The following is a 22,191-nucleotide window of genomic DNA, read 5'->3' on the forward strand; positions in this document are numbered from 1 at the left end:
CCCAGTGCAACAGTTGCTTGACTCCGTTAAATCGCTGTCCGCCCGTGAACGCAAGGCGCTGGCGGTGCTGCTCAAGCGTCAAGGGGTGAATCTCTACGGGGTCACGCCGATTGCCGTGAGGGAGACGCAGGCACCGTCCGCGCTCTCCTACGCGCAGCAGCGGCAATGGATCATCTGGCAACTGGAGCCGCACAGCGCGGCCTACAACATTCCGCTGGCGCTGCGCCTGCACGGTGCGCTGAATGTCGAGGCATTGCGACGCAGCGTGGAGCAACTGATCGAGCGTCACGAAACCCTGCGCACGACCTTCGAACAGGAGGGCGATGAAGCGCTGCAGGTGGTGCAGCCGGCGTCGCCGTTTGCGCTCGGTGTCGAGCAACTGGCGGCTGGTGAGTCTGTTGAAGCCTGGGTGGATCGGCACGTGCAGCAGCCTTTCGATCTGCTGCAAGGGCCACTGCTGCGGGTCAACGTGCTCAAGCTGAGCGGGCAGGAGCATGTACTGGTGTTGACCCAGCACCACATCGTCTCCGATGGCTGGTCGATGCCGATCATGGTCGAGGAATTGATGCAGTTCTATCAGGCCGCCAGCCTCGGTCGCGAGATCACACTGGCGCCGCTGCCGATCCAGTACGCCGACTACGCCCTTTGGCAGCGCAACTGGCTGGAAATGGGTGAACAGGAACGCCAACTGGCGTACTGGAAGCAGCAACTGGGCGAGCAACAGCCGATTCTGGAATTGCCCACTGATCGGCCGCGTCCTGCGCTGCGCAGTTACGAAGGTGCGCGGCTTGACGTCGAGCTGGACGCCGCACTGCTCGACAGCCTCAAGGTGCTGGCGCGTCAACAGGGCATCACGCTGTTCATGCTGTTGCTGGCCTCGTTGCAGACCCTGCTGCATCGCTACAGCGGTCAGGCCGATGTGCGCGTCGGTGTGCCGGTCGCCAACCGTACCCGCAGCGAAACCCAGGGGCTGATCGGCTTCTTCGTCAATACTCAGGTGCTCAAGGCCGAATTCACCACGCAGACCACCGTGGCCGAGCTGTTGCAGCAGGTCAAACACACTGCCGTGCAGGCGCAGGCCCATCAGGACCTGCCGTTCGAGCAACTGGTCGAAGCCTTGCAGCCGCAGCGCGACCTGAGCCGCAGCCCGCTGTTTCAGGTGGCCTACAACCACCAGAGCGAAGGGCACAACCAGAGCCGTGAGCTGGCAGGGCTGCGTCTGGAATATCAGGTGTCCGACAAGCACACCGCGCAGTTCGACTTGACCCTCGACACCTGCGAACGCCCGGACGGCCTTACAGCCGCACTGACCTACGCCACCGACCTGTTCGACGCATCGACCATCGAGCGCATGGCCAGCCATTGGCGCAACCTGCTCAACGGCATGTGCCGCGACGTCAATCAGCGTATCGCTGACCTGCCATTGCTGAGTGCCGAGGAACGCCAGAACACTCTGCGTGACTGGAACCGCGATCTTGCGGTTTACCCAAGCGCTCATTGTGCCCATCAACGTATCGAAACCCAGGCCGAGCGCACGCCGCTGGCCATCGCTCTGAGCTTTGGTGTCGAGCAACTGAGCTATCAACAGCTCAACCGCCGCGCCAATCAGCTTGCCCATAAACTGCGGGAGCAGGGTGTCGGCCCGGATGTGCGCGTCGGGCTGGCTGCCGAGCGCGGTCTGGAGATGATTGTCGGCCTGCTGGCCATCCTCAAGGCCGGGGGTGCTTACGTGCCGCTGGACCCGGATTACCCGCAGGATCGCCTGAGCTTTCTGATGCACGACAGCGGTATCCAGCTGCTGCTGACCCAGACGTCGTTGCTCGACAAACTGCCAATCCCCGCACAGGTGCAGACGCTCGATCTGGCTGACGCTCTGGACGGTTACAGCACGGAAAACCCGCTCAATCAGACCACACCGGACAACCTGGCCTACGTGATCTACACCTCGGGCTCGACCGGTAAGCCAAAAGGCACCTTACTCGCCCATCACAACCTGATGCGCCTGTTTGCCGCGACGGAAGACTGGTTCCATTTCAACGAGCAAGATGTGTGGACGCTGTTCCATTCCTTCGCTTTCGACTTTTCGGTGTGGGAGATTTTCGGCGCGCTGCTGCATGGCGGCCGACTGGTCATCGTGCCCCGCGAAGTGACCCGCTCGCCGGAAGAATTCCATGCGTTGCTGATCGAACAACAGGTCACGGTGCTCAACCAGACGCCTTCGGCGTTCAAGCAACTGATGCGCGTGGCCTGCGATTCCATGTCGGCGTTATCGCTACAAAAAGTCATCTTCGGCGGCGAGGCGCTGGACGTGGCGAGCCTGAAGCCTTGGTTCGCGCGTTTAGGCGATCAATCACCGCAACTGGTCAACATGTACGGCATCACCGAAACCACCGTGCACGTCACCTACAGGCCACTAACCGAAGCCGACACGCAGAACCCGGCCAGTCCGATTGGCGAGGCGATTCCCGACCTGTCGTGGTACGTGCTGGACGCCGATTTCAATCCGGTCGCCCAAGGTTGCAGCGGCGAGCTGCACATCGGCCATGCCGGTCTGGCGCGGGGCTACCATAACCGCGCCGCGCTGACGGCCGAACGCTTTGTGCCCGATCCGTTTTCCAGCGAGGGCGGCCGCCTGTACCGCACCGGCGACCTGGCGCGTTATCGTGCTGGCGGGATGATCGACTACGCCGGGCGCATCGACCACCAAGTGAAGATTCGTGGCTTCCGTATCGAACTGGGTGAAATCGAAGCGCGGCTGCAAGCGCACCCGGCGGTGCGTGAAGTGCACGTGCTGGCGCTGGACGGGCAGTTGGCGGCGTACCTGGTACCTGCTGAGCCTGATCAGGACCAGCCAACCCTGCGTGAAATGCTTAAAAACGAACTCAGGGCGCACCTGCCGGATTACATGGTGCCCACCCATTTCATCGTCCTCGACAGCATGCCGCTGACTGCCAACGGCAAGCTGGACCGCAAGGCGCTGCCTGCGCCGGACGCCAGTCAGTTACAGGCCACCTACAGCGCCCCGCAAGGCGAGCTGGAGCAGCAACTGGCCGCGATCTGGGCCGATGTGTTGAAACTCGAGCGGGTCGGGCGCAGCGACAACTTTTTCGAGCTGGGCGGGCATTCGCTGCTGGCCACTCAGGTGATTTCGCGCATTCGTCAGCAGCTGGATGTCGAGCTGTCGTTACGCGACCTGTTCGAAGCGCGTGATCTGGCGGCCTTCGCGCTGGCAGCGGGCGCAGGGCAGGGCAACGGTGCGCCGCGCTTCATCAAGGCCGACCGCACGCAGCCGCTGGGGCTTTCCTATGCGCAACAGCGGCAGTGGTTCCTCTGGCAGCTTGACCCGGAGAACACGGCGTACGTTATTCCCGCAGCCCTGCGCCTGCGCGGTTCGCTGGACATCGCTGCGCTGGAACACAGTTTCAGCGCGCTGATCGCCCGCCACGAAACCCTGCGCACGACCTTCCGTCAGCAGGGCGAACAGGCGCTGCAGATCGTCCATCCGCCACGTGCCTTGACCCTGTCTGTCGAGTCGCTGCCCAGCGGCCAGACCCTTGAAGCCTGCGTGCAGCAGGAAATGCAGCGCCCGTTCGATCTGGAGCAGGGGCCGCTGTTGCGGGTCCGTTTGCTGAACCTGAACACCGACGAGCATGTGCTGATTCTGACCCAGCATCACATCGTCTCCGATGGCTGGTCGATGCCGATCATGGTCGATGAACTGGTGCGTCTTTACGAGGGCTACAGTCAGGGCCGTGAGGTGAGCCTGACCGCGCTGGACCTGCAATACGCCGACTACGCACTGTGGCAGCGGACCTGGATGGAGGCTGGCGAACAGGCCCGGCAGCTGGATTACTGGAAGCAGCAATTGGGCGATCAGCAGCCGATTCTGGAGCTGCCCGCCGATTACCCGCGGCCCGTGGTGCAAAGCCATGCCGGTGCGCGGCTGGCAGTCGAGCTTGAGCCCGCGCTGATCGATGGCTTGAAGCAGGTCGCGCGGCAACAGGGCGTGACCCTGTTCATGCTGTTGCTGGCGTCATTCCAGAGCCTGCTGCACCGTCACAGCGGTCAGTCGGACATTCGTGTCGGCGTGCCGATTGCCAACCGCAACCGCGCTGAAACCGAAGGCCTGATCGGCTTCTTCGTCAACACGCAGGTACTGCGCGCCGAGTTTGACGTGCACACGACGTTCAACGAGTTGCTGCAGCAGGTCAAACACACCGCCCTGCAAGCCCAGGCGCATCAGGAGCTGCCATTCGAGCAACTGGTCGAAGCCCTGCAGCCACAGCGCAGTCTCAGCCACAGCCCGCTGTTTCAAGTGATGTTCAATCACCAGAGCCAGGCCAGCGCCAACGTCCGCGCGTTGCCCGGTCTGCAGGTCGAAGCGTTGCTGCCGGACAGTTACCCGGCGCAGTTCGACCTGACCCTGAACACTGCCGAACATGACGGTGGCCTGAGCGCTGGCCTGACCTACGCGACAGCGTTGTTCGACCCGCGCACCATCGAGCGCATGGCCGGGCACTGGCTGGCCTTGTTGCAGGCCATCTGCGCCAATGCCGCACAGCGCATCGCCGAAGTGCCGATGCTCGACAGGGCTGAACGGCAGCAGATTCTCCACGACTGGAATGCCACAGCCGCAGACTTTCCCAGCGAGGACTGCCTGCACAGCCTGATCGAAGCGCAGGTACGTGCCACGCCGGACGCGCCGGCGCTGATTTTCGCCGCCGAGCAACTGAGCTACGCGCAACTCAACGCCCGCGCCAATCAGCTTGCGCATTGCCTGCGTGAGTCGGGCGTCGGCCCGGACGTGCTGGTTGGGATTTGCGTCGAGCGCAGCCTGGAACTGGTCATCGGTCTGCTGGCGATCATCAAGGCCGGTGGCGCCTACGTGCCGCTGGACCCGGATTATCCCGAGGATCGTCTGGCCTATATGATGCAGGACAGCCGGATTGGCTTGCTGTTGACCCAGACGGCGCTATTGGAGCGTTTACCTGTTCCGCCTCAGGTGCAGAGCCTGTGCCTGGATCAGCACGGCGACTGGCTGGAGGGTTACAGCACTGCAAATCCAGTCAGCTTCAGCCATCCACTGAATCTGGCTTATGTGATTTACACCTCGGGTTCGACCGGCAAACCCAAGGGCGCGGGCAATAGCCATCGTGCGCTGGTCAACCGTCTGCACTGGATGCAGAAGGCTTACGCGCTGGATGGCAGCGATACGGTTCTGCAGAAGACTCCTTTCAGTTTCGACGTGTCGGTCTGGGAGTTCTTTTGGCCGCTGATGACCGGTGCACGTCTGGCCGTGGCGCTACCGGGCGATCACCGCGACCCCGAGCGGCTGGTGCAGACCATCCGTGAGCATCAGGTCACGACCCTGCATTTCGTGCCGTCGATGCTGCAGGCGTTCCTGACCCATCCTCAGGTGGAAAGCTGCAACACGCTGCGCCGAGTGGTGTGCAGCGGCGAAGCACTGCCTGCCGAGCTGGCCGCTCAGGTGCTCAAGCGCTTGCCGCAGGCCGGTTTGTACAACCTCTATGGTCCGACCGAAGCGGCCATCGACGTGACCCATTGGACGTGCACCACAGACGACGTGCTCAGCGTGCCGATCGGCCGGCCGATCAATAACCTTAAAACCCACATCCTCGACGACGGCCTGCTGCCTGCTGCACAGGGCGTGGCGGCGGAGTTGTACCTGGGCGGCGTCGGTCTGGCGCGGGGTTATCACAACCGAGCAGCACTGACGGCTGAGCGCTTTGTGCCGGATCCGTTCGACGAGCACGGCGGCGGCAGGCTGTACCGTACCGGCGATCTGGCGCGCTACCGCGACGCGGGCGTCATCGACTATGCCGGGCGTATCGACCATCAGGTGAAGATTCGCGGCTTGCGCATCGAACTGGGCGAAATCGAAGCCTGCCTGCTGGACCACGACAGTGTTCATGAGGTGGTGGTGATCGACGTTGACGGCCCGTCCGGCAAGCAGCTGGCAGCGTATCTGGTGGTCGAGCACCACGACGATCAGTTGCGTGATGCGCTCAAGGCCTTCCTCAAGGAGTCGCTGCCGGATTACATGGTGCCCACGCACTTCATCATCCTCGACAGGATGCCGCTGAGCGCCAACGGCAAGCTCGATCGCAAGGCACTGCCGAAACCGGACGCCAGCCAGTTGCAGCGCCAGTACGTCGCGCCGTCCACAGAGCAGGAACAGCAGATGGCGTCGATCTGGGCCGATGTGCTGAAAGTCGAGCGTGTCGGCCTGAGCGACGATTTCTTCGAGCTCGGTGGCCACTCGCTGCTGGCGACGCAGCTGATTTCCATAATCCACAGCGGCCTGGGAATCGACATTCCGCTGCGCCTGATCTTCGAGAAACCACAATTGAACGAATTTATTCAGGCCTTCGCCGGCAGTGGCCTGTCGCTGACCGAGGACGGCTTGTCCGATATTGAAAAAATGATGAATGAAATGGCGGGTATCTGACATGGACAAGTCTGCAGCAGAGCGTATCGCCCAGCGTTTCGTCGGCTTGCCCGTCGAACAGCGCCGGCAGATCCTCGCCAAGATGCACGAGACCGGACAGAGCTTCAAACTGCTGCCCATCGCCGTGACCCGACACGCCGCAGCGCGTATTCCGCTGTCCTACGCGCAGCAGCGCATGCTGTTCCTCTGGCAGATGGAGCCGGGCAACGCGGCCTACAACGTGCCCATGGCGGTGCGTCTGAATGGCGCATTGAACCGGCAGGCCCTGAGCGAGGCGCTGGACCTGCTGGTGCAGCGTCATGAAACCCTGCGTACCCGCTTCGTTTCAGAGGACGGCGCGTTCTATCAGGAGATTCTCGAGCAGGCCACGGTCGCCCTCGAGTTCGCGTCGGTGGCGCCCGCAGACATCGAGCAGCAGGTGCGCGCCGAGTTGCAAAAGCCCTTCGATCTGCTGAGTGGGACGCTGCTGCGGGTCAAACTGTTCCAGCTGAATGAAAGCGAACACGTACTGACCGTGTGCATGCATCACGTGGTGTCCGATGGCTGGTCCGGCGAAGTGCTGATTCGCGAGTTCGTGCAGTTGTATCAGGCGCAGGTATCGGGGCAGCCAGTGCCGTTGCCTGCGCTGGCGATTCAGTACGCCGACTACGCGATCTGGCAACGCGCCTGGCTGGAGGCCGGGGAGGGCGAGCGGCAGCTGGACTACTGGAAACAGCAACTGGGCAGCGAACATCCGTTGCTGAGCCTGCCACTGGATCATCCGCGTCCGCTGCAACCCAGCCATCGCGGTGCGAGTGTGCGCGTCGACCTGCCGCAGCAACTCTCCGCGCAACTGAAAAGCCTGGCGCGCAACAACGGCCAGACCCTGTTCATGGTGACACTGGCGGCGCTGTCGGTGGTGCTGTCGCGCTTCAGCGGGCAGTCCGACCTCCGCATCGGCGCACCCAATGCCGGGCGCACCCGCAGCGAGCTGGAAGGGCTGATCGGCTTTTTCATCAACACTCAGGTGCTGCGTGTGCAGGTGGACGAGCGGCAGAGCTTTGCCGAGCTGCTGGATCAGGTCAAGCAGGTGGTCACGGGCGCGCAGTCGCATCAGGAACTGCCGTTCGAGCATCTGGTGGATGCCTTGGCGCCGGAGCGCAATCCGGGCCACAACCCGCTGTTCCAGTTCAAGATCAATCAGCACGTGCTGGCGGCCGACGGCAGCGGGCAGCGCGTGTCGGGCCTGACGGTCGATGAGTTCCCGATGGGCAGCAGCGATGCGCGTTTCGATCTGGCCTTCGACTTCACCGACACGCCTGAAGGGATACGCGGTTATTTCACCTACGCCACCGATCTGTTCGAAGCACAGACCATCGAGCGTATCGCCGACGCGCTGCGCAGGGTGCTGCACGCACTGGTTTCGGATACCGACCGGCGTCTGGCCGATCATCCACACGCGGTATCGTCGCTGGTCGCCGAGCAAACCCGGGACTTTGCCTGCACCGATTTTCTCAGCCTCTGGCAACAGGACCTGCGTGCCGGGCGTGGCAAGACTGCGTTGCGTGTGGGCCAGCAGGTGTTGAGCTTTGACGAGCTTGAGACACGCAGTAACCAATTCGCCCGCTACCTGCACGCCCAGGACATCAAGCCGGGCATGACCGTCGCGCTGTGCCTGGACCGCTCCGTGGAATGGGTGATCAGCCTGCTGGCGCTGCTGAAGCTGGGCGCGGTGTACCTGCCGCTGGACAGCGCGCAACCGGCCGAGCGCCTGCAGCAACTGGTCCGTGACAGCGGCACGGTGCTGCTGGTGCATGCGCCCGAAGACGACAAGGCCGCGCGGTTGGGCGTGTGCCCGGTGCTGGCGTTCGATGCTGCGCTTTGGGCTGCTGTCGACAGCCAGGCGCTGGATGTTCGGGTGCTGCCCGGGCAAGCGGCGTACATCATCTACACCTCCGGCTCCACCGGGCAGCCCAAGGGCGTGGTGATCAGCCACGGCGCGCTGGCCAACTATGTGCAGGGCGTGCTTGAGCGCCTGGCATTGAACGACGGGGCGAGCATGGCGATGGTGTCGACGGTCGCTGCCGACCTGGGGCACACGCTGTTGTTCGGTGCGCTGGCGTCCGGCCGGACGCTGCACCTGCTGTCTCACGAACAGGCGTTCGACCCTGACGGTTTTGCGCGTTACATGGCCGAGCATCAGGTTGACGTGCTGAAAATCGTGCCCAGCCATTTGCAGGGCCTGCTGCAGGCCGCCAACCCGGTGGACGTGCTGCCTGGGCAAGTGCTGATTCTGGGTGGAGAGGCTAGCGCCTGGGCGTTGATCGAGCAGGTGCGTGCGCTCAAACCCGACTGCCGGATCATCAACCACTACGGCCCGACCGAAACCACGGTCGGCATCCTGACCCACGAAGTGGCGGGGCCTATAGACGCCTGCCGCAGTGTGCCGGTCGGTCAGCCGCTGGCCAACGGCAAGGCGCGGGTGCTGGACGCTTACCTCAACCCGGTGGCCGAACGGGTGACCGGTGAACTGTATCTGGGCGGGCGCGGGCTGGCGCAGGGTTATCTGGGCTGTGCGGCAATGACCGCCGAACGCTTTGTGCCGGATCCGGACGCCAATGGTCAGCGTCTGTACCGTGCAGGCGACCGTGCGCGGTGGGTGGATGGCGTGCTGGAATACCTGGGCCGTGCTGACGATCAGGTGAAAATCCGCGGTTATCGGGTTGAGCCGGGCGAGGTCGGCCAGCTTCTGCAAACCCTGGACAACGTCGCCGAGGCCGTGGTGCTGGCCCAGCCGCTGGACAGTGACGAGACGCGCCTGCAACTGGTGGCCTATTGCGTCGCGGCGGCCGGCACGAGCCTCAATGTCGACCAGTTGCGCGAGCAATTGGTGGCTCGCCTTCCGGAGTATCTGGTGCCCGCGCAGATCATGCTCCTGGAGCGTCTGCCGGTGACCGCCAATGGCAAGCTCGACAAGCGCGCCTTGCCAAGGCCTGGCGTAGTCAAACAGCGTTACACCGCACCAGTCGGCGAGATCGAGGAAAAGCTCGCCGCCGTGTGGGCGGATGTCCTCAAGCTGGAGCAGGTCGGCAGCACCGACAACTTCTTCGAACTGGGCGGCGATTCGATTCTCAGCCTGCAGATCATCGCCCGCGCCAAGCGCCAGGGCATCAAGCTCAGCCCCAAGCAATTGTTCGAAAAACAGACCATCGGCCAACTGGCCTCGGTGGCGAAACTGATTCAAAAAAAGCCCGCCGCCGTAGCAGAGCAGATCAGCGGTTCGTTACCGTTGCTGCCGATTCAGGCGCGTTTCTTCGAACTGGACATCCCCGAGCGTCAGCACTGGAATCAGGCGCTGATGCTCAAGCCGTTGCAAACGCTGGAGGCTGCTCATCTTCAGTCTGCATTGACTGCGCTGATCGAGCAGCACGACGCACTGCGTCTGGGTTTCAGCCAGCAGAACGGCCAATGGCAGGCCACCTTCGGCGCGTTGAACACTCGCGAGCTGCTCTGGACCCATGAGCTGGACAGCATCGAGCGCTTGTCTGAGCTGGCCGATGAGGCGCAACGCAGCCTGGACCTGAAAAACGGCCCGTTGCTGCGTGCCGTGCTGATCAATCTGCCGCAAGGCGAACAGCGTCTGTTGCTGGTGATTCATCATCTGCTGGTGGACGGCGTGTCCTGGCGGGTGTTGCTGGAAGACCTGCAGCAGGCGTACGTAGCTCTGGCATCAAGCCAGCCAGCGCTGTTGCCGGCGAAAACCAGCTCGCTGAAAAGCTGGGCCGAGCACTTGCAGGCCTACGCGCAAAGCCCGGCGCTGGAGCAGGAGTTGGGCTACTGGCAGGCGCAATTGCAGGACGTCAGCGATGCTTTGCCGTGTGATCATCCGCATGGCGGCCAGCAACAGAAGCACGCGCTGTCGGTGGTCACGCAACTCAATGGCGAGCTGACCCGACAACTGCTGCAAGACGCCCCGGCGGCGTACCGCACGCAGATCAATGACCTGCTGCTGACCGCGCTGGCGCGGGTGGTCAGCCGCTGGACCGCGCAACCGCATGCGTTGATTCGTCTCGAAGGCCACGGCCGCGAAGACCTGTTCGACGCACTGGACCTGAGCCGCACGGTGGGTTGGTTCAGCAATGTGTACCCGGTCAGGCTCACCCCGCAGGCCTCGCTGGCCGATTCGATCATGACCATCAAGGAGCAACTGCGCGCAGTGCCCGACAAGGGCATCGGTTACGGCGCGTTGCGCTACCTGGGCCGCGAATCGGCGCGGCAGACCCTAAAAGCCCTGCCGCTGGGCAGCATCGTATTCAATTACCTGGGGCAGTTCGACGGCAGCTTCGACGCACCAGAGGCACTGTTCACACCTTCGGCCGACAGCAGCGGTGCCTCACAGAGTGCCGATGCGCCGCTGGCTGCGCCGATCAGCATCAACGGTCAGGTCTATGCCGGTGAGCTGCGCCTGAGCTGGACCTTCAGTGGCGCGGTGTTCGAGCGCGAGACCGTGCAGCGCCTGGCCGATGAGTACGCCGCCGAATTGCAACAATTGATTGCCCATTGCACCACCGAAGGCGTGGCTGGGGCGACTCCGTCGGACTTTCCGCTGGCGCGCCTGAGCCAGTCGCAGTTGAGCCGTTTGCCGATATCTGCCGGGCAGATCGAAGACCTCTACCCGCTGGCACCGATGCAGCAGGGCATGCTGTTCCACACCTTGTTCGAGCAGGAGGCGGGTCATTACATCAACCAGATGCGCATTGAGGTCAGCGGTCTGGACGTGCCGCGTTTCCGCGCCGCCTGGCAGGCCACGCTGGATGCCCATGAGGTGCTGCGCAGTGCTTTCATCAGCCATCTGCAGCCAGCGCTGCAAGTGGTCTTGCGTGATGTGCGCATGCCTTTTGTCGAGCTGGATGCCCGGGTGCAGTCGTCCGGCTGGATCGACCAATGGGCCGATGCCGACCGCCAGCAGGGTTTCGATCTGGCCCAGGGGCCGTTGCTGCGCCTGGCCGTAGTGCGCACCGGCGAGCAGAGCCATCAACTGATCTACACCAGCCATCACATCCTCATGGACGGCTGGAGCAGCTCGCGTTTGTTAGGTGAAGTGCTGCAGCGTTATAGCGGCCAGACACTGCCTAGGCAGGTCAGCCGCTATCGCGACTACATCGAATGGTTGCAGCGCCAGGATGCGGGTCTCAGCGAGCGTTTCTGGACCGATCAGCTGGCCAGACTCGATGAGCCCACGCGGCTGGTGCAGTCCTTCAAGACGCCTGAGAATGGGCAGGGGCATGGTGATTACCTGCACTCGATCGACGCCGAGAACACCCGTCAACTGAGCGAGTTTGCCCGCGAGCAGCGCGTGACCCTCAACACGCTGGTGCAATCGGCCTGGCTGCTGGTGCTGCAACGCTACACGGGGCAGTCCAGCGTCACCTTCGGCGCAACCGTGGCCGGGCGTCCGGCGGACCTGCCGGGTGTCGAGGAGCAGCTCGGGCTGTTCATCAATACCCTGCCGGTGATCGCCAGCCCACGTGCCGAGCAGCGCGTGGCGGAGTGGGTGCAACAGGTGCAGGCGCAGAATATCGCTCTGCGAGAGCATGAACACACGCCGCTGTACGAGATTCAGCGTTGGGCACGCAGCGCTGGCGAGGCGCTGTTCGACACCATTCTGGTGTTCGAAAACTACCCGGTGTCCGAAGCCCTGCAACAAGCTGCGCCGCCGGGGCTGGTGTTCGGTGGTCTGTACACGCAGGAGCAGACGCATTATCCACTGACGCTGGTGGTCAATCTCGGTGAAACCCTGTCGTTGCGCTTCAGTTACGCCCGTCAGGCGTTCAGCGAGCAACACATGGCGCAGTTGTCGGCGCATTTTCAGCAGGTCCTGCAGGCGCTGGCGCATGATGCGCACGCGGCGCTTGGCGAACTGGCGCTGTTGAACGACAACGAGCAGCAGCATGTGCTGCGCGAGTGGAACGCCACAGCCGTAGACTTCCCCAGCGAGCAGTGCCTGCACAATCTGATCGAAGCCCAGGTGCGTGCCACGCCGGACGCTTCGGCGCTGATTTTCGCCGCCGAACAATTGAGCTACGCACACCTCAACGCCCGCGCCAATCAGCTTGCGCATCGCCTGCGTGAGTCGGGCGTCGGCCCGGACGTATTAGTGGGTATCTGCGTCGAGCGCAGCCTGGAACTGGTGATCGGTCTGCTGGCGATCATCAAGGCCGGTGGCGCTTACGTGCCGCTGGACCCGGACTACCCCGAGGATCGTCTGGCCTACATGATGCAGGACAGCGGGATTGGTTTGCTGTTGACTCAGACGGCGCTATTGGAACGCTTGCCGGTTCCGCATCAGGTGCAGAGCCTGTGTCTGGATCAGCACGGCGACTGGCTGGAGGGTTACAGCACCGCCAACCCGGTCAACCTCAGCCATCCATTGAATCTGGCTTACGTGATTTACACCTCGGGTTCGACCGGCAAACCCAAGGGCGCGGGCAATAGCCATCGTGCTTTGGTCAACCGCTTGCACTGGATGCAGAAGGCTTACGCGCTGGATGGCAGCGACACGGTTCTGCAGAAGACGCCGTTCAGTTTCGACGTGTCGGTCTGGGAATTCTTCTGGCCGCTGATGACCGGTGCACGTCTGGCCATGGCGCTGCCGGGCGATCACCGCGACCCCGAGCGGCTGGTGCAGACCATCCGTGAGCATCAGGTCACGACGCTGCACTTCGTGCCGTCGATGCTGCAGGCGTTCATGGCTCATCCTCAGGTGGAAAGCTGCAACACGCTGCGCCGAGTGGTGTGCAGCGGCGAAGCACTGCCTGCCGAGCTGGCCGCTCAGGTGCTCAAGCGTTTGCCGCAGGCCGGTTTGTACAACCTGTATGGCCCGACCGAAGCGGCCATCGACGTGACCCATTGGACGTGCACCACCGACGACGTGCTCAGCGTGCCGATCGGCCGGCCGATCGACAACCTGAAAACCCACATCCTCGACGACGGCCTGCTGCCTGCTGCACAGGGCGTGGCGGCGGAGTTGTACCTGGGCGGCGTCGGTCTGGCGCGGGGTTATCACAACCGTGCAGCGCTGACGGCTGAGCGCTTCGTGCCGGATCCGTTCGACGAACAGGGCGGCGGCAGGCTGTACCGCACTGGCGATCTGGCGCGTTATCGCGACGCGGGCGTCATCGACTACGCCGGGCGTATCGACCATCAGGTGAAGATTCGCGGCTTGCGCATCGAGCTGGGCGAAATCGAAGCGCGTCTGCATGAGCATGCCGCTGTGCGCGAAGTCACGGTGATCGACATCGACGGGCCGTCCGGCAAGCAACTGGTGGCTTATCTGGTGCCGACCGCTACCGCTGAGGCGCCGGACGTTCTGCGCGAGCGTCTGCAGGCCCACCTCAAGGCTCAGGTGCCGGATTACATGGTGCCGGGCTACTTCGTATTTATCGATTCGATGCCGCTGACCGCCAATGGCAAGCTGGATCGCAGGGCTCTGCCGAAACCGGACGTGGCCCGTTCACAGCAGGGTTATGTGGCGCCGCGCAGCGCATTCGAGCAACGCCTTGCTGCGTTGTGGGAGCAGGTGTTACACGTCGAACGGGTCGGGCTCAACGATAACTTTTTTGCCCTGGGCGGGCACTCGCTGCTGGCGGTTTCACTGGCGGGCAGGATTCGCGAGACGTTCGATATCTCCATAAAGCTGCATGACTTGCTGTTGCTGCAGACCCTGGGCGAACTGGCCGATTTCATGCGTGCCGATGAAGCCAGGGTCAAGTCGGCGGTCATCGCCATGAACGCCAATGGCTCGGCGCATGCGCCACTGTTCTGCCTGCCGCCGGGCGGTGGTGGCACCTATTCGTACTACCCGCTGGCGGGCAGGTTGAGCGACAGCCGAAGGGTTTACGGGTTGGTCAACAAGGCCTACGTGGTGCCGGGCTGGTTCGATACGTCGTGGCAGGACATGGTCGACTACTACGTCGAGCAGATCCGCATGACCCAGCCGCACGGGCCGTACAACCTGCTGGGCTGGTCGATGGGCGGCGCGCTGGCCGTCGAGGTCGCGCACGTGCTGGAGCGCGCTGGCGAGGTGGTGAGCTTTCTCGGGCTGGTCGACACCCAGCTACCGGCATCGGTCGGCATGCAATGGGTCGAAGAGGACCCGCACGTCACCACGCAGCAGCAGGGCGAAAACTACTACCGCAGCCTGATCAAGAGCCTGCAGGCCTTTGTGCCGGGCTTGCAGGAGCAAACCATTGTCGACCTGATCGAAACGGCCCGGCAGTCGGTGACCGGGGAGAGTGAAGTGATTGATCGAGTGATCGAGCAGATCGCGCTGCAACACGCAATGAACGTCGACAGCCTGCGCAGCATGTTCCAGGACATTGCGGTGCAGGACGAAATCGAAACCGGTTACACATTGCTGGAAGCCAACGCAAAACTCAGCCAGGCGTTTACCTTGAAGACCCTCAATGTAAAGGCCGATTGCTGGTGGGCGGGGCAAAGCCGCAAACCGGGGCAGATTGCCAAGGCCGAAGCGGTGCTGCTGGAACAATGCTCGGTCAACGGACTGCGCAGCTCGACGACGATCGATCAACGACACGACAACCTGGTAATCGCGGAAGCGTTTCTGCAGGCGCTTGCCGAGCGCTTGGTGTGACGCAGAGCGTCACGAACGGCATTCCCACACGGAGCATGGGAACGATAGTCAAACGTCCGACTTTTTGGGGGCAGTTCACTCCCGCGTGGGCATGCCTTTCTGGACGCTCTGCGTCCGCTCTTGAGTGCGCGGCGCGAGCGTCACTTAAAAATCACCGCGCAGGGTCAGGACGTAGTTGCGCGGGTCGCCGTAATAGTTACCGCGGTCGATGTCGCCGGTGGCCTTGTAGTATTTGCGATCCAGCAGGTTGTTGCCATTGAGCGCCACCGACCAGTGTTCGTCGATTTTCCACGCGATCCGGGCATCCCAGATGGCCCGGCCAGCGTTATCGATGGGTTGGGTCGACTCGTGTTCCGAGTAGCCGCTCTGCGCCGAAACCCCGCCGCCGACCGTCAACCGACGCCAGGCGCCGGGCAGGGTGTAGCGGCTGGTCAGGCGCAGCATATGTCGGGGTGTTTCTGCTGAAATCGATTGCCCGTCGCTGCCGCGGGTGATGTTGAACGTGTAGCCGGCCAGGGTCTGCAATCCCGGTAAAGGCTCGCCGCTGATTTCCATGTCGACGCCCTTGCTGCGCCGGATATCACCGTTCAGGTAGCAGGTCCCATAGGCATCATTGCTCAGGCACTGACCCGCATTGGCATCATCTTCGACGGCCACGTCCTTCTGCTTCACATAGAACAGCGCCAGTGACACGTTCAGGCGTTTGTCGAACAGCTCGCCCTTGATTCCGGTTTCATGGCTGGCGCCGATGGCCGGATCTAGCAGCGTGCCTGAGGCGGTTCGATAGGCGCTTTGCGGCAGAAAAATATCCGTGTAACTGGCGTACCACGACCAGTCCCGGTTGAGGTCGTAGATGACCCCCGCAAACGGCGTGACCTGGTTGTCCTCATGCGCGCGACGGTTTACGCCTGCGGACGTGGTCTGATAGTCATAGCTGCTGACCCGGCCACCCATCACCAGGCTCAAGGATTCTGTCAGGCTCAGGCGCAGGTTGCTGTAGACGCCATAGCGCTTGTCGCTGTAGTCCGTGCTGCTCCAGGCCGGGCGCGCAGGTTCGGCAATCGCGTCGTGGTCGGGGTTGAAGATAGCCAGCGGCTGATTGGCGTTGACCGTGGCATAGCGCGACTCGCGTTTCTGCACGGACCCATTGCCGCCGACGGTCAACTGGTGAGTCAGGCCAAAGGCGTCGAACCGGCCGTCCAGGTGCGCGTCGATGCCATTGCTATGGATATCGTCCGAGCGGAACAGGGTTCGGACCAGTCGGGAACCGCTCTGCGTCGCTGGATCAATAGCGCCCTGTGCGTAGGCCACCTTCTGATCGAAAGCGCCATCGGAGTGGGTTGCCGACAGTGTGCCGCTCCAGCTCTCGTCAAAGCGGGTTTCCAGCTCGCTGAATACTTCGTCGGTGAGGGTCTGGTGGCGGTTCCAGTCCTGGGCCAGCGACGTGGAGCGCGGCAAGTCGATGGCCTTGCCGTTGCTGTAGCGGGGCAGACCGAAGATCGAAAAGCCTTGGGTGTCCGCGTTCTGATGGCGCACGCCCAGGGTCAGGGTGGTGTCTTTGCTCAGGTCGGTTTCCAGGATGCCGTAGAGCAACGGCGCGGTTTTCTGCAGACCATCGGTGAAATAGCCGCGGTCTTCATAGGACGTTACAAAACGCCCGCGGATGCTGCCGGAATCGTTGAGTTTGCTGCTGCCATCCAGGTCGACCCGGTAGTTGTCCCAACTGCCTGCGCGGGTGGTAATCGACAGCTGCGGCAGGGCGGTCGGGCGCTTGCGCACCAGATTGACCGCACCACCGGGGTTGCCTGCGCCGATCAGCAAGCCGGCTGCGCCGCGCAACACTTCAACGCGGTCGTAGATTTCCATGTCCGGGGTCATCCAGCCGGTCACGCTGTAACCCTGACCAGCCACGCCATCAATGATGTAGCTCTCGTCCTCCAGCGCGAAGCCCCGCGAACTGAAGACATGAGAGCCAAAGTTACGTTGGGAAAAGGTGATGCCGGGCGTTTGGGCCATCACTTCATCAAGGCCGGTGAGGTTTTTGTCGTCCATCACCTGGCGGGTCATGACGGTGATCGACTGCGGCGTTTCGCGCAGCGACTGAGCGGTCTTGTTGATGCTCACGCCAGTGGCCGCATAAGAGCCGCTGCCCTCGGAGGTGATGCCGAACGAGTCGCCCTTGATCGCCACCGGCCCGAGATTCATGGTTTGTGCGGAGGCAGCAGCGCCAAGGGTCAGGGTGTTGTCTTCAAGACTGTGCGCTACGTTGGCTTTTTTCAGCAGATCGGCAACTGCCTGTTCGGGCGTCAGCCTGCCATGCACCGGGCTGCTGAGCTTGCCATTCAGGTCGTCGGGGTTATAGAGGATTTGCAGATCGCACTGGCGGCCCAATTCCTTTAGCGCACTGCTCAGGGTCTGGGCCGGGATATCGAACTCGAATTCCTCTGCCAGTGCCTGTCCCTGAACACTCAACACCAGCAACAACCCCACACCGCCCAGACGCAGGCCGAGCGTTCTCACGCGGCCTGTGCGCAGACGGCTGGAGGATGTTTGCATGGGAGGGATGGCTCGTTGAGATCAATGGCGAAGGATAATGCATTTGCGGTGGAGTTGGTGGTATGCAGATGTTTGCTGAGTGTCCCGGCCCCCAGCGTTCCGCTCGCTCAAACGCTCATGGGCCAGTATGTTGTCCAAAAATGCATCGTCTGAACTACAGTCTTCGCGAACAAGTTCGCTCCCACGGCCTTCGGCCAGAATCAAAAGCGGGCTTGTGTATAACGCCGAATGCAGAGCGTAGGCGCTAGAATCACGCCTATCGTTTACTTAGATCAGAAATCCCCCCGCAAGGTCAGGACGTAGCTGCGCGGTTCGCCGTAGACGTTGGAGCGGTCGGTGGCGATCGAGGTGGTGTAGTACTTGCGGTCGAACAGGTTTTCGGCGTTGAGTGACACCTTCCAGTTTTCGTCCAGTTTCCATGACGCCCTGGCATCCCAGATGGCCCGACCGGCCACGCCCAGTTCTTTGTTGGACGGCACTTCGTAACCCGAATCCGCCGACACTCCAGCGCCCAGGGTCAGGCGGTTCCAGGCACCCGGCAGGTTGTAGCTGGTGTTGAGGCGCAGCATGTGTTTCGGCGTTTCGTAAGCCACATCCGAATCACCGTTGTTGCGCAGCATGTTGTAGGTGTAACCGCCGAACACTTGCAGCCCCGGCAGCACTTCACCGCTGGCCTCGACGTCGACGCCCTTGCTGCGGCTGATGCCGTCCTGCAGGTAGCAGGAACCGTCGGAGCTGGTAGGGCACAGTTCAGTGGTGTTCACATCAACGGCAGCCACATCTTTCTGTTTGATATAGAACAGCGCCATCGACAGGTTCATGCGCTTGTCGAACAGCTCGCCCTTGAAGCCGGTTTCGTAGTTGGAGCCGATGGCCGGGTCCAGTGGCGAGCCGCCAGCGGTGACGTAGTTGGCCTGTGGCGTGAAGATGTCGGCATAGCTGGCGTACCACGACCAGCTGTCGTTGATGTCATAGATCAGGCCGGCGAACGGGGTGAATTCCTGAGTCTGCTTGGATTCGTAACTGTTTGCCGCACCGGTTTTGACGTCGTACTTGTAGTCATACCAGCTGAGGCGCGTGCCCAGCACCACGCTCAACGGTTCGCTCAGGTGAATACGCGTGTTGGCGTACAGACCCGCGCGTTCTTCGGTGGTGTCGATGTCATTTTGCCAAGCGGGACGGGCCGGTTTGGCAAACGCATTCTCGTTGACGTCGAAAACGTTGACTGCGGTGCGTCTGGTCACGGTCGCCTGATGTGTGTTGGCGTCCTGCTTCGACCAATCGGCCCCCAGGGTCACTTGATGTTCAAGGCCGAACGCGTTGAAGTTGCCTTCCAGCTGGCTGTTCAGACCGACGCTGTCGACCTCGTCCTTGCGAAACAGCGTGCCCTGAAAGTTGGAGCCCGCCAGCGTCACGGGATTCACTGCGCCCCTTGCGTAGGCAATGTTCTGATCGAAGCCACCCTGGGAATAGGTCAGCGACGTCCGGCTGGTCCAGTCCTCATTGAAGCGATGCGCGACTTCGGTGAACACCTCGGTCATGTCGCTTTCATGGCGGTTCCACTTCTGCGCCAGGTTGGTCGAGCGCGACAGGCCCAGCGACTGGCCGTTGCTGTAGCGCGGCAGGCCATAGATCGAGTAGCCGTTGATGACCTGTTCCTGACGACGCAGGCTCATGGTCAGGGTGGTGTCATCGCTCAGGTCGGCTTCGACGATGCCGTACAGCAGCGGCGTGCGGCTGTCGCGACCGTCCAGGTAGGAACCGCTGTCATCGTAGGCCGCGACCATGCGCCCGCGCAGGGTGCCTGAATCGTTGAGCTTGCCGCTACCATCCAGGTCGACCCGGTACTGGTCCCATGAGCCGGCGCGGGTGGTGATCGAGAATTTGTTCTCGGCGGTCGGGCGTTTGCGCACCAGATTGACCGCGCCGCCGGGCTGACCGGCACCGACCAGCAGCCCTGACGCGCCGCGCAGCACTTCCACACGGTCGTAGATCGCCATGTCCGGCTGCATCCAGCCGGTGATCTGATAGCCCTGACCGCCAATGCCGTCGACCAGGAAGCTCTCCGCCAGCAGCGAAAAGCCGCGCGAGGTGTACACGTGACCGCCGAAGTTGCGGTACTGGAAGGTGATACCCGGAGTGTCTTCCAGCACGTCGCTGAGGCTGGTGAGGTTGTTGTCATCCATGACTTGCCGAGTCACCACGCTCACCGATTGCGGTGTTTCGCGCAGCGATTGCGGTGCGCCCTTGCCGATACTCACTGCGCCGGTGGTGTAGGAACCGGTGCCGTCGGTGCTGGTGCCCAGGTAATGCGAGTCGATTGCGGTCGGGGCCAGATTGAGCGTGCCCGTCGTGTTCGAATCGTCTGCGACAGTTTCCTGCGCCTGGCCGGCCACCGGCATGCACAGCGCAAGACCCATGGCCGCCATGGATGGCCGGGAGCGGAACATCTGACTGAGCATCAACGCTTTGCTGAGCGGGGTGAGTCGTGACGGGTTGTGCATGAATTGGCTTTTTCCAGTGAGTATCGGCAAGGAGATCGGGAGCGTCGTTCAGGTCTGCGCAGTCGGGTCCAGCCGTCGACCGGGCAGGCGTGAGCTACTTTTTTATGGGGCGTTGCGCGAGAGATGGCTGGGCGCGCAATTCGCTGTTAATGAGAACGAAAGCGAATAACGTTTATTTAATGTTTTTTTCACAATTCACGAAAAAAGATGGCGCTTGGCTAGTAATTGAGCGTAGCGCGGAGTGCACAGGCAAAAAAAAGCCCCGCTCGCGGACGGGCCGGGCGGGGCGTTCAAGGCGTGGGTGAATCACGCTGGAATGGTTTTGTCGCGGGTTTCGCTGTGAACCTGTTCGACCTGAATCTGCCCGGCCTGCATCCGCACCAGCTGGTCGGCGACGTAGAAATAGCGGTCGTCATGGGAGATCACGATGATGGTCTTGCCCTGCTGCTTCAGTTCCGGCAGCAGTTCGGTGTAGAACACGCGACGGAACGCCGGGTCCTGATCGGCGGCCCACTCGTCGAACACCAGCACCTGCCGCTCGTCCAGCCACGCATTGATCAGCGCCAGACGCTTGCGCTGACCGGTCGACAGATCGGTGGTGGTGAAGGCACCGTTCTCGATCCTGACCTTGTGCGCGATGTCCAGGCGCTCCAGGTATTTGCCCGCGTCTTGCGGCAGCGCGGCCTGGCCCTGCAACGGCTCGTCGAACAGGTAGTAGTCGGCGAAAATCGTGGTGAACAGCTGGCGGTAGTCATCCAGCTTTTCCGCAGTGACGGCCTGGCCATTGAGGCGGATCTCGCCCTGTTGCGGCGTGTATAGGCCCAGCAGCAGCTTGATCAGTGTGGTCTTGCCACAGCCGTTCTCGCCGACGATGAACACGATGTCGCCCTGTTTGATGCTCAAGTCGACCGGGCCAAGGTGAAAGGCGTCGCTGCCCTCGACCGGCGGGTAGTCATAGCGCAGGTTGTGCAGCTCCAGCGTGTGCATGCTGGCCAGCGACGTCGGGCGGTCACTGACCAGCAGGTGCGGTTCGGGGCTGGAGAATTTCCACGACAGCTCAGCGATGCGGCGCATGGCGATCTGCGCACGGCTGATGCCGGGCAGGGCAGTAATCAGGCGTTCCAGCGGGCCTTTCATGTACAGCATCACCAGCACGAAGCCGCCCAGTACGGTCTTTTCGGTCGTCGGCCAGAGCGCCTGAAAGGCAATGGCCATGCCGATCACCGCAAAGAACAGCATCGAGCCGAAGGTTTCCGCGCTGACGAAGATGTTGGCAGCGCGAATGTTCGAGCGGCAGATGTGTTCAGTGGCCCCGTGAATCTTTTCGTCGAGCATGTGCTGACGACGTTTGCGCTGAATGCGCAGCTCCTTGGCGCCTGCGGACAGCGCCTGATAGTGCTTCTGCAATTCGTCTTCGCTGTTGCGCGCGGCCAGAATGCTGCGCATGCCGAACGTATGCGCCAGGTATTGTGCGCCGGTGCCGAGCACTACGGTGAGCACCGTCAGTGCCAGGATCTGCCAGGAAAGCATGGCCAGATAGGCCAGGCAGCCGAGGGTGACGGTAAACGAAATCACCATCGGGGCGACCGACAGGGCAAAGGTGCTGATGGTGTTGACGTCGTTGAGCAGCACCGGAATAAGGCGGTGCGCGCGATAGCGTTCCAGCTGCTCGATGGGCGCGACCAGCACCTTGGCCGCCAGCTCGCGGCGCAGGTTGGCGACGACTCGCTGGCCGACGTAATTGGTCGACAGGTTGGACAGGGTGGAGCACGCCAGGGTCAGCACACACAGGCCGGCGAACAGCAGCGCGGTCTGCGTGTCCGGCCCGCCGGGCATGTTCATCGCGTTGTTGATGGTGGCCAGCAGGCCGGTCACGCTCAGGCCGCTGACAATCCCCAGCAAGGTCGACAGCGCCACCAGCCACCAGAACGGCTTGAGGATTCTCAGGGTTTCCCGGGCGAGGCTTTCAGTTGTGCGGGTCATGGTGTGTCTCGTCAGTGTCCGTGAGTGCGGCGTGGGCTTGTTCAGGC

The 22,191-nt window shown here is 62.5% G+C and carries 5 protein-coding genes; 2 read left to right on the plus strand and 3 right to left on the minus strand.

Annotated features, from left to right (window positions below; translation table 11 throughout):
- The first annotated feature begins 4 nt into the window (after nucleotides 1-4).
- Together JOE39_RS03365 and JOE39_RS03370 are read left to right on the plus strand one after the other, a co-directional pair.
- On the plus strand, nucleotides 5-6,469 hold the full coding sequence (locus JOE39_RS03365; protein ID WP_210077903.1) for a non-ribosomal peptide synthetase: 6,465 nt from the start codon (nucleotides 5-7) through the stop codon (nucleotides 6,467-6,469).
- A gap of 1 nt (nucleotide 6,470) precedes the next feature.
- Nucleotides 6,471-15,101 carry a non-ribosomal peptide synthetase gene (locus JOE39_RS03370; RefSeq protein WP_210077901.1) on the plus strand — a complete coding sequence of 2,877 codons (8,631 nt, stop codon included), beginning with the start codon at nucleotides 6,471-6,473 and terminating at the stop codon, nucleotides 15,099-15,101.
- A gap of 144 nt (nucleotides 15,102-15,245) precedes the next feature.
- Here the strand turns inward: JOE39_RS03370 and JOE39_RS03375 are convergent, their stop codons facing one another.
- The 3 genes from JOE39_RS03375 to JOE39_RS03385 form a co-directional block, all read right to left on the minus strand.
- Nucleotides 15,246-17,657, minus strand: a complete 2,412-nt coding sequence (locus JOE39_RS03375; RefSeq protein ID WP_046265646.1) for a TonB-dependent siderophore receptor — start codon at nucleotides 17,655-17,657, stop codon at nucleotides 15,246-15,248.
- Nucleotides 17,658-17,929: 272 nt separating this feature from the next.
- Nucleotides 17,930-20,161 carry a TonB-dependent siderophore receptor gene (locus JOE39_RS03380; RefSeq protein WP_024684592.1) on the minus strand — a complete coding sequence of 744 codons (2,232 nt, stop codon included), beginning with the start codon at nucleotides 20,159-20,161 and terminating at the stop codon, nucleotides 17,930-17,932.
- Between the two features lie 306 nt (nucleotides 20,162-20,467).
- Nucleotides 20,468-22,144: a cyclic peptide export ABC transporter gene (locus tag JOE39_RS03385; RefSeq protein WP_024661644.1), complete on the minus strand. Its 1,677-nt coding sequence runs from the start codon at nucleotides 22,142-22,144 to the stop codon at nucleotides 20,468-20,470.
- Between the last annotated feature and the right edge of the window lie 47 nt (nucleotides 22,145-22,191).

Source organism: Pseudomonas sp. PvP100 (assembly GCF_017833055.1).
Taxonomy (GTDB): domain Bacteria; phylum Pseudomonadota; class Gammaproteobacteria; order Pseudomonadales; family Pseudomonadaceae; genus Aquipseudomonas; species Aquipseudomonas syringae.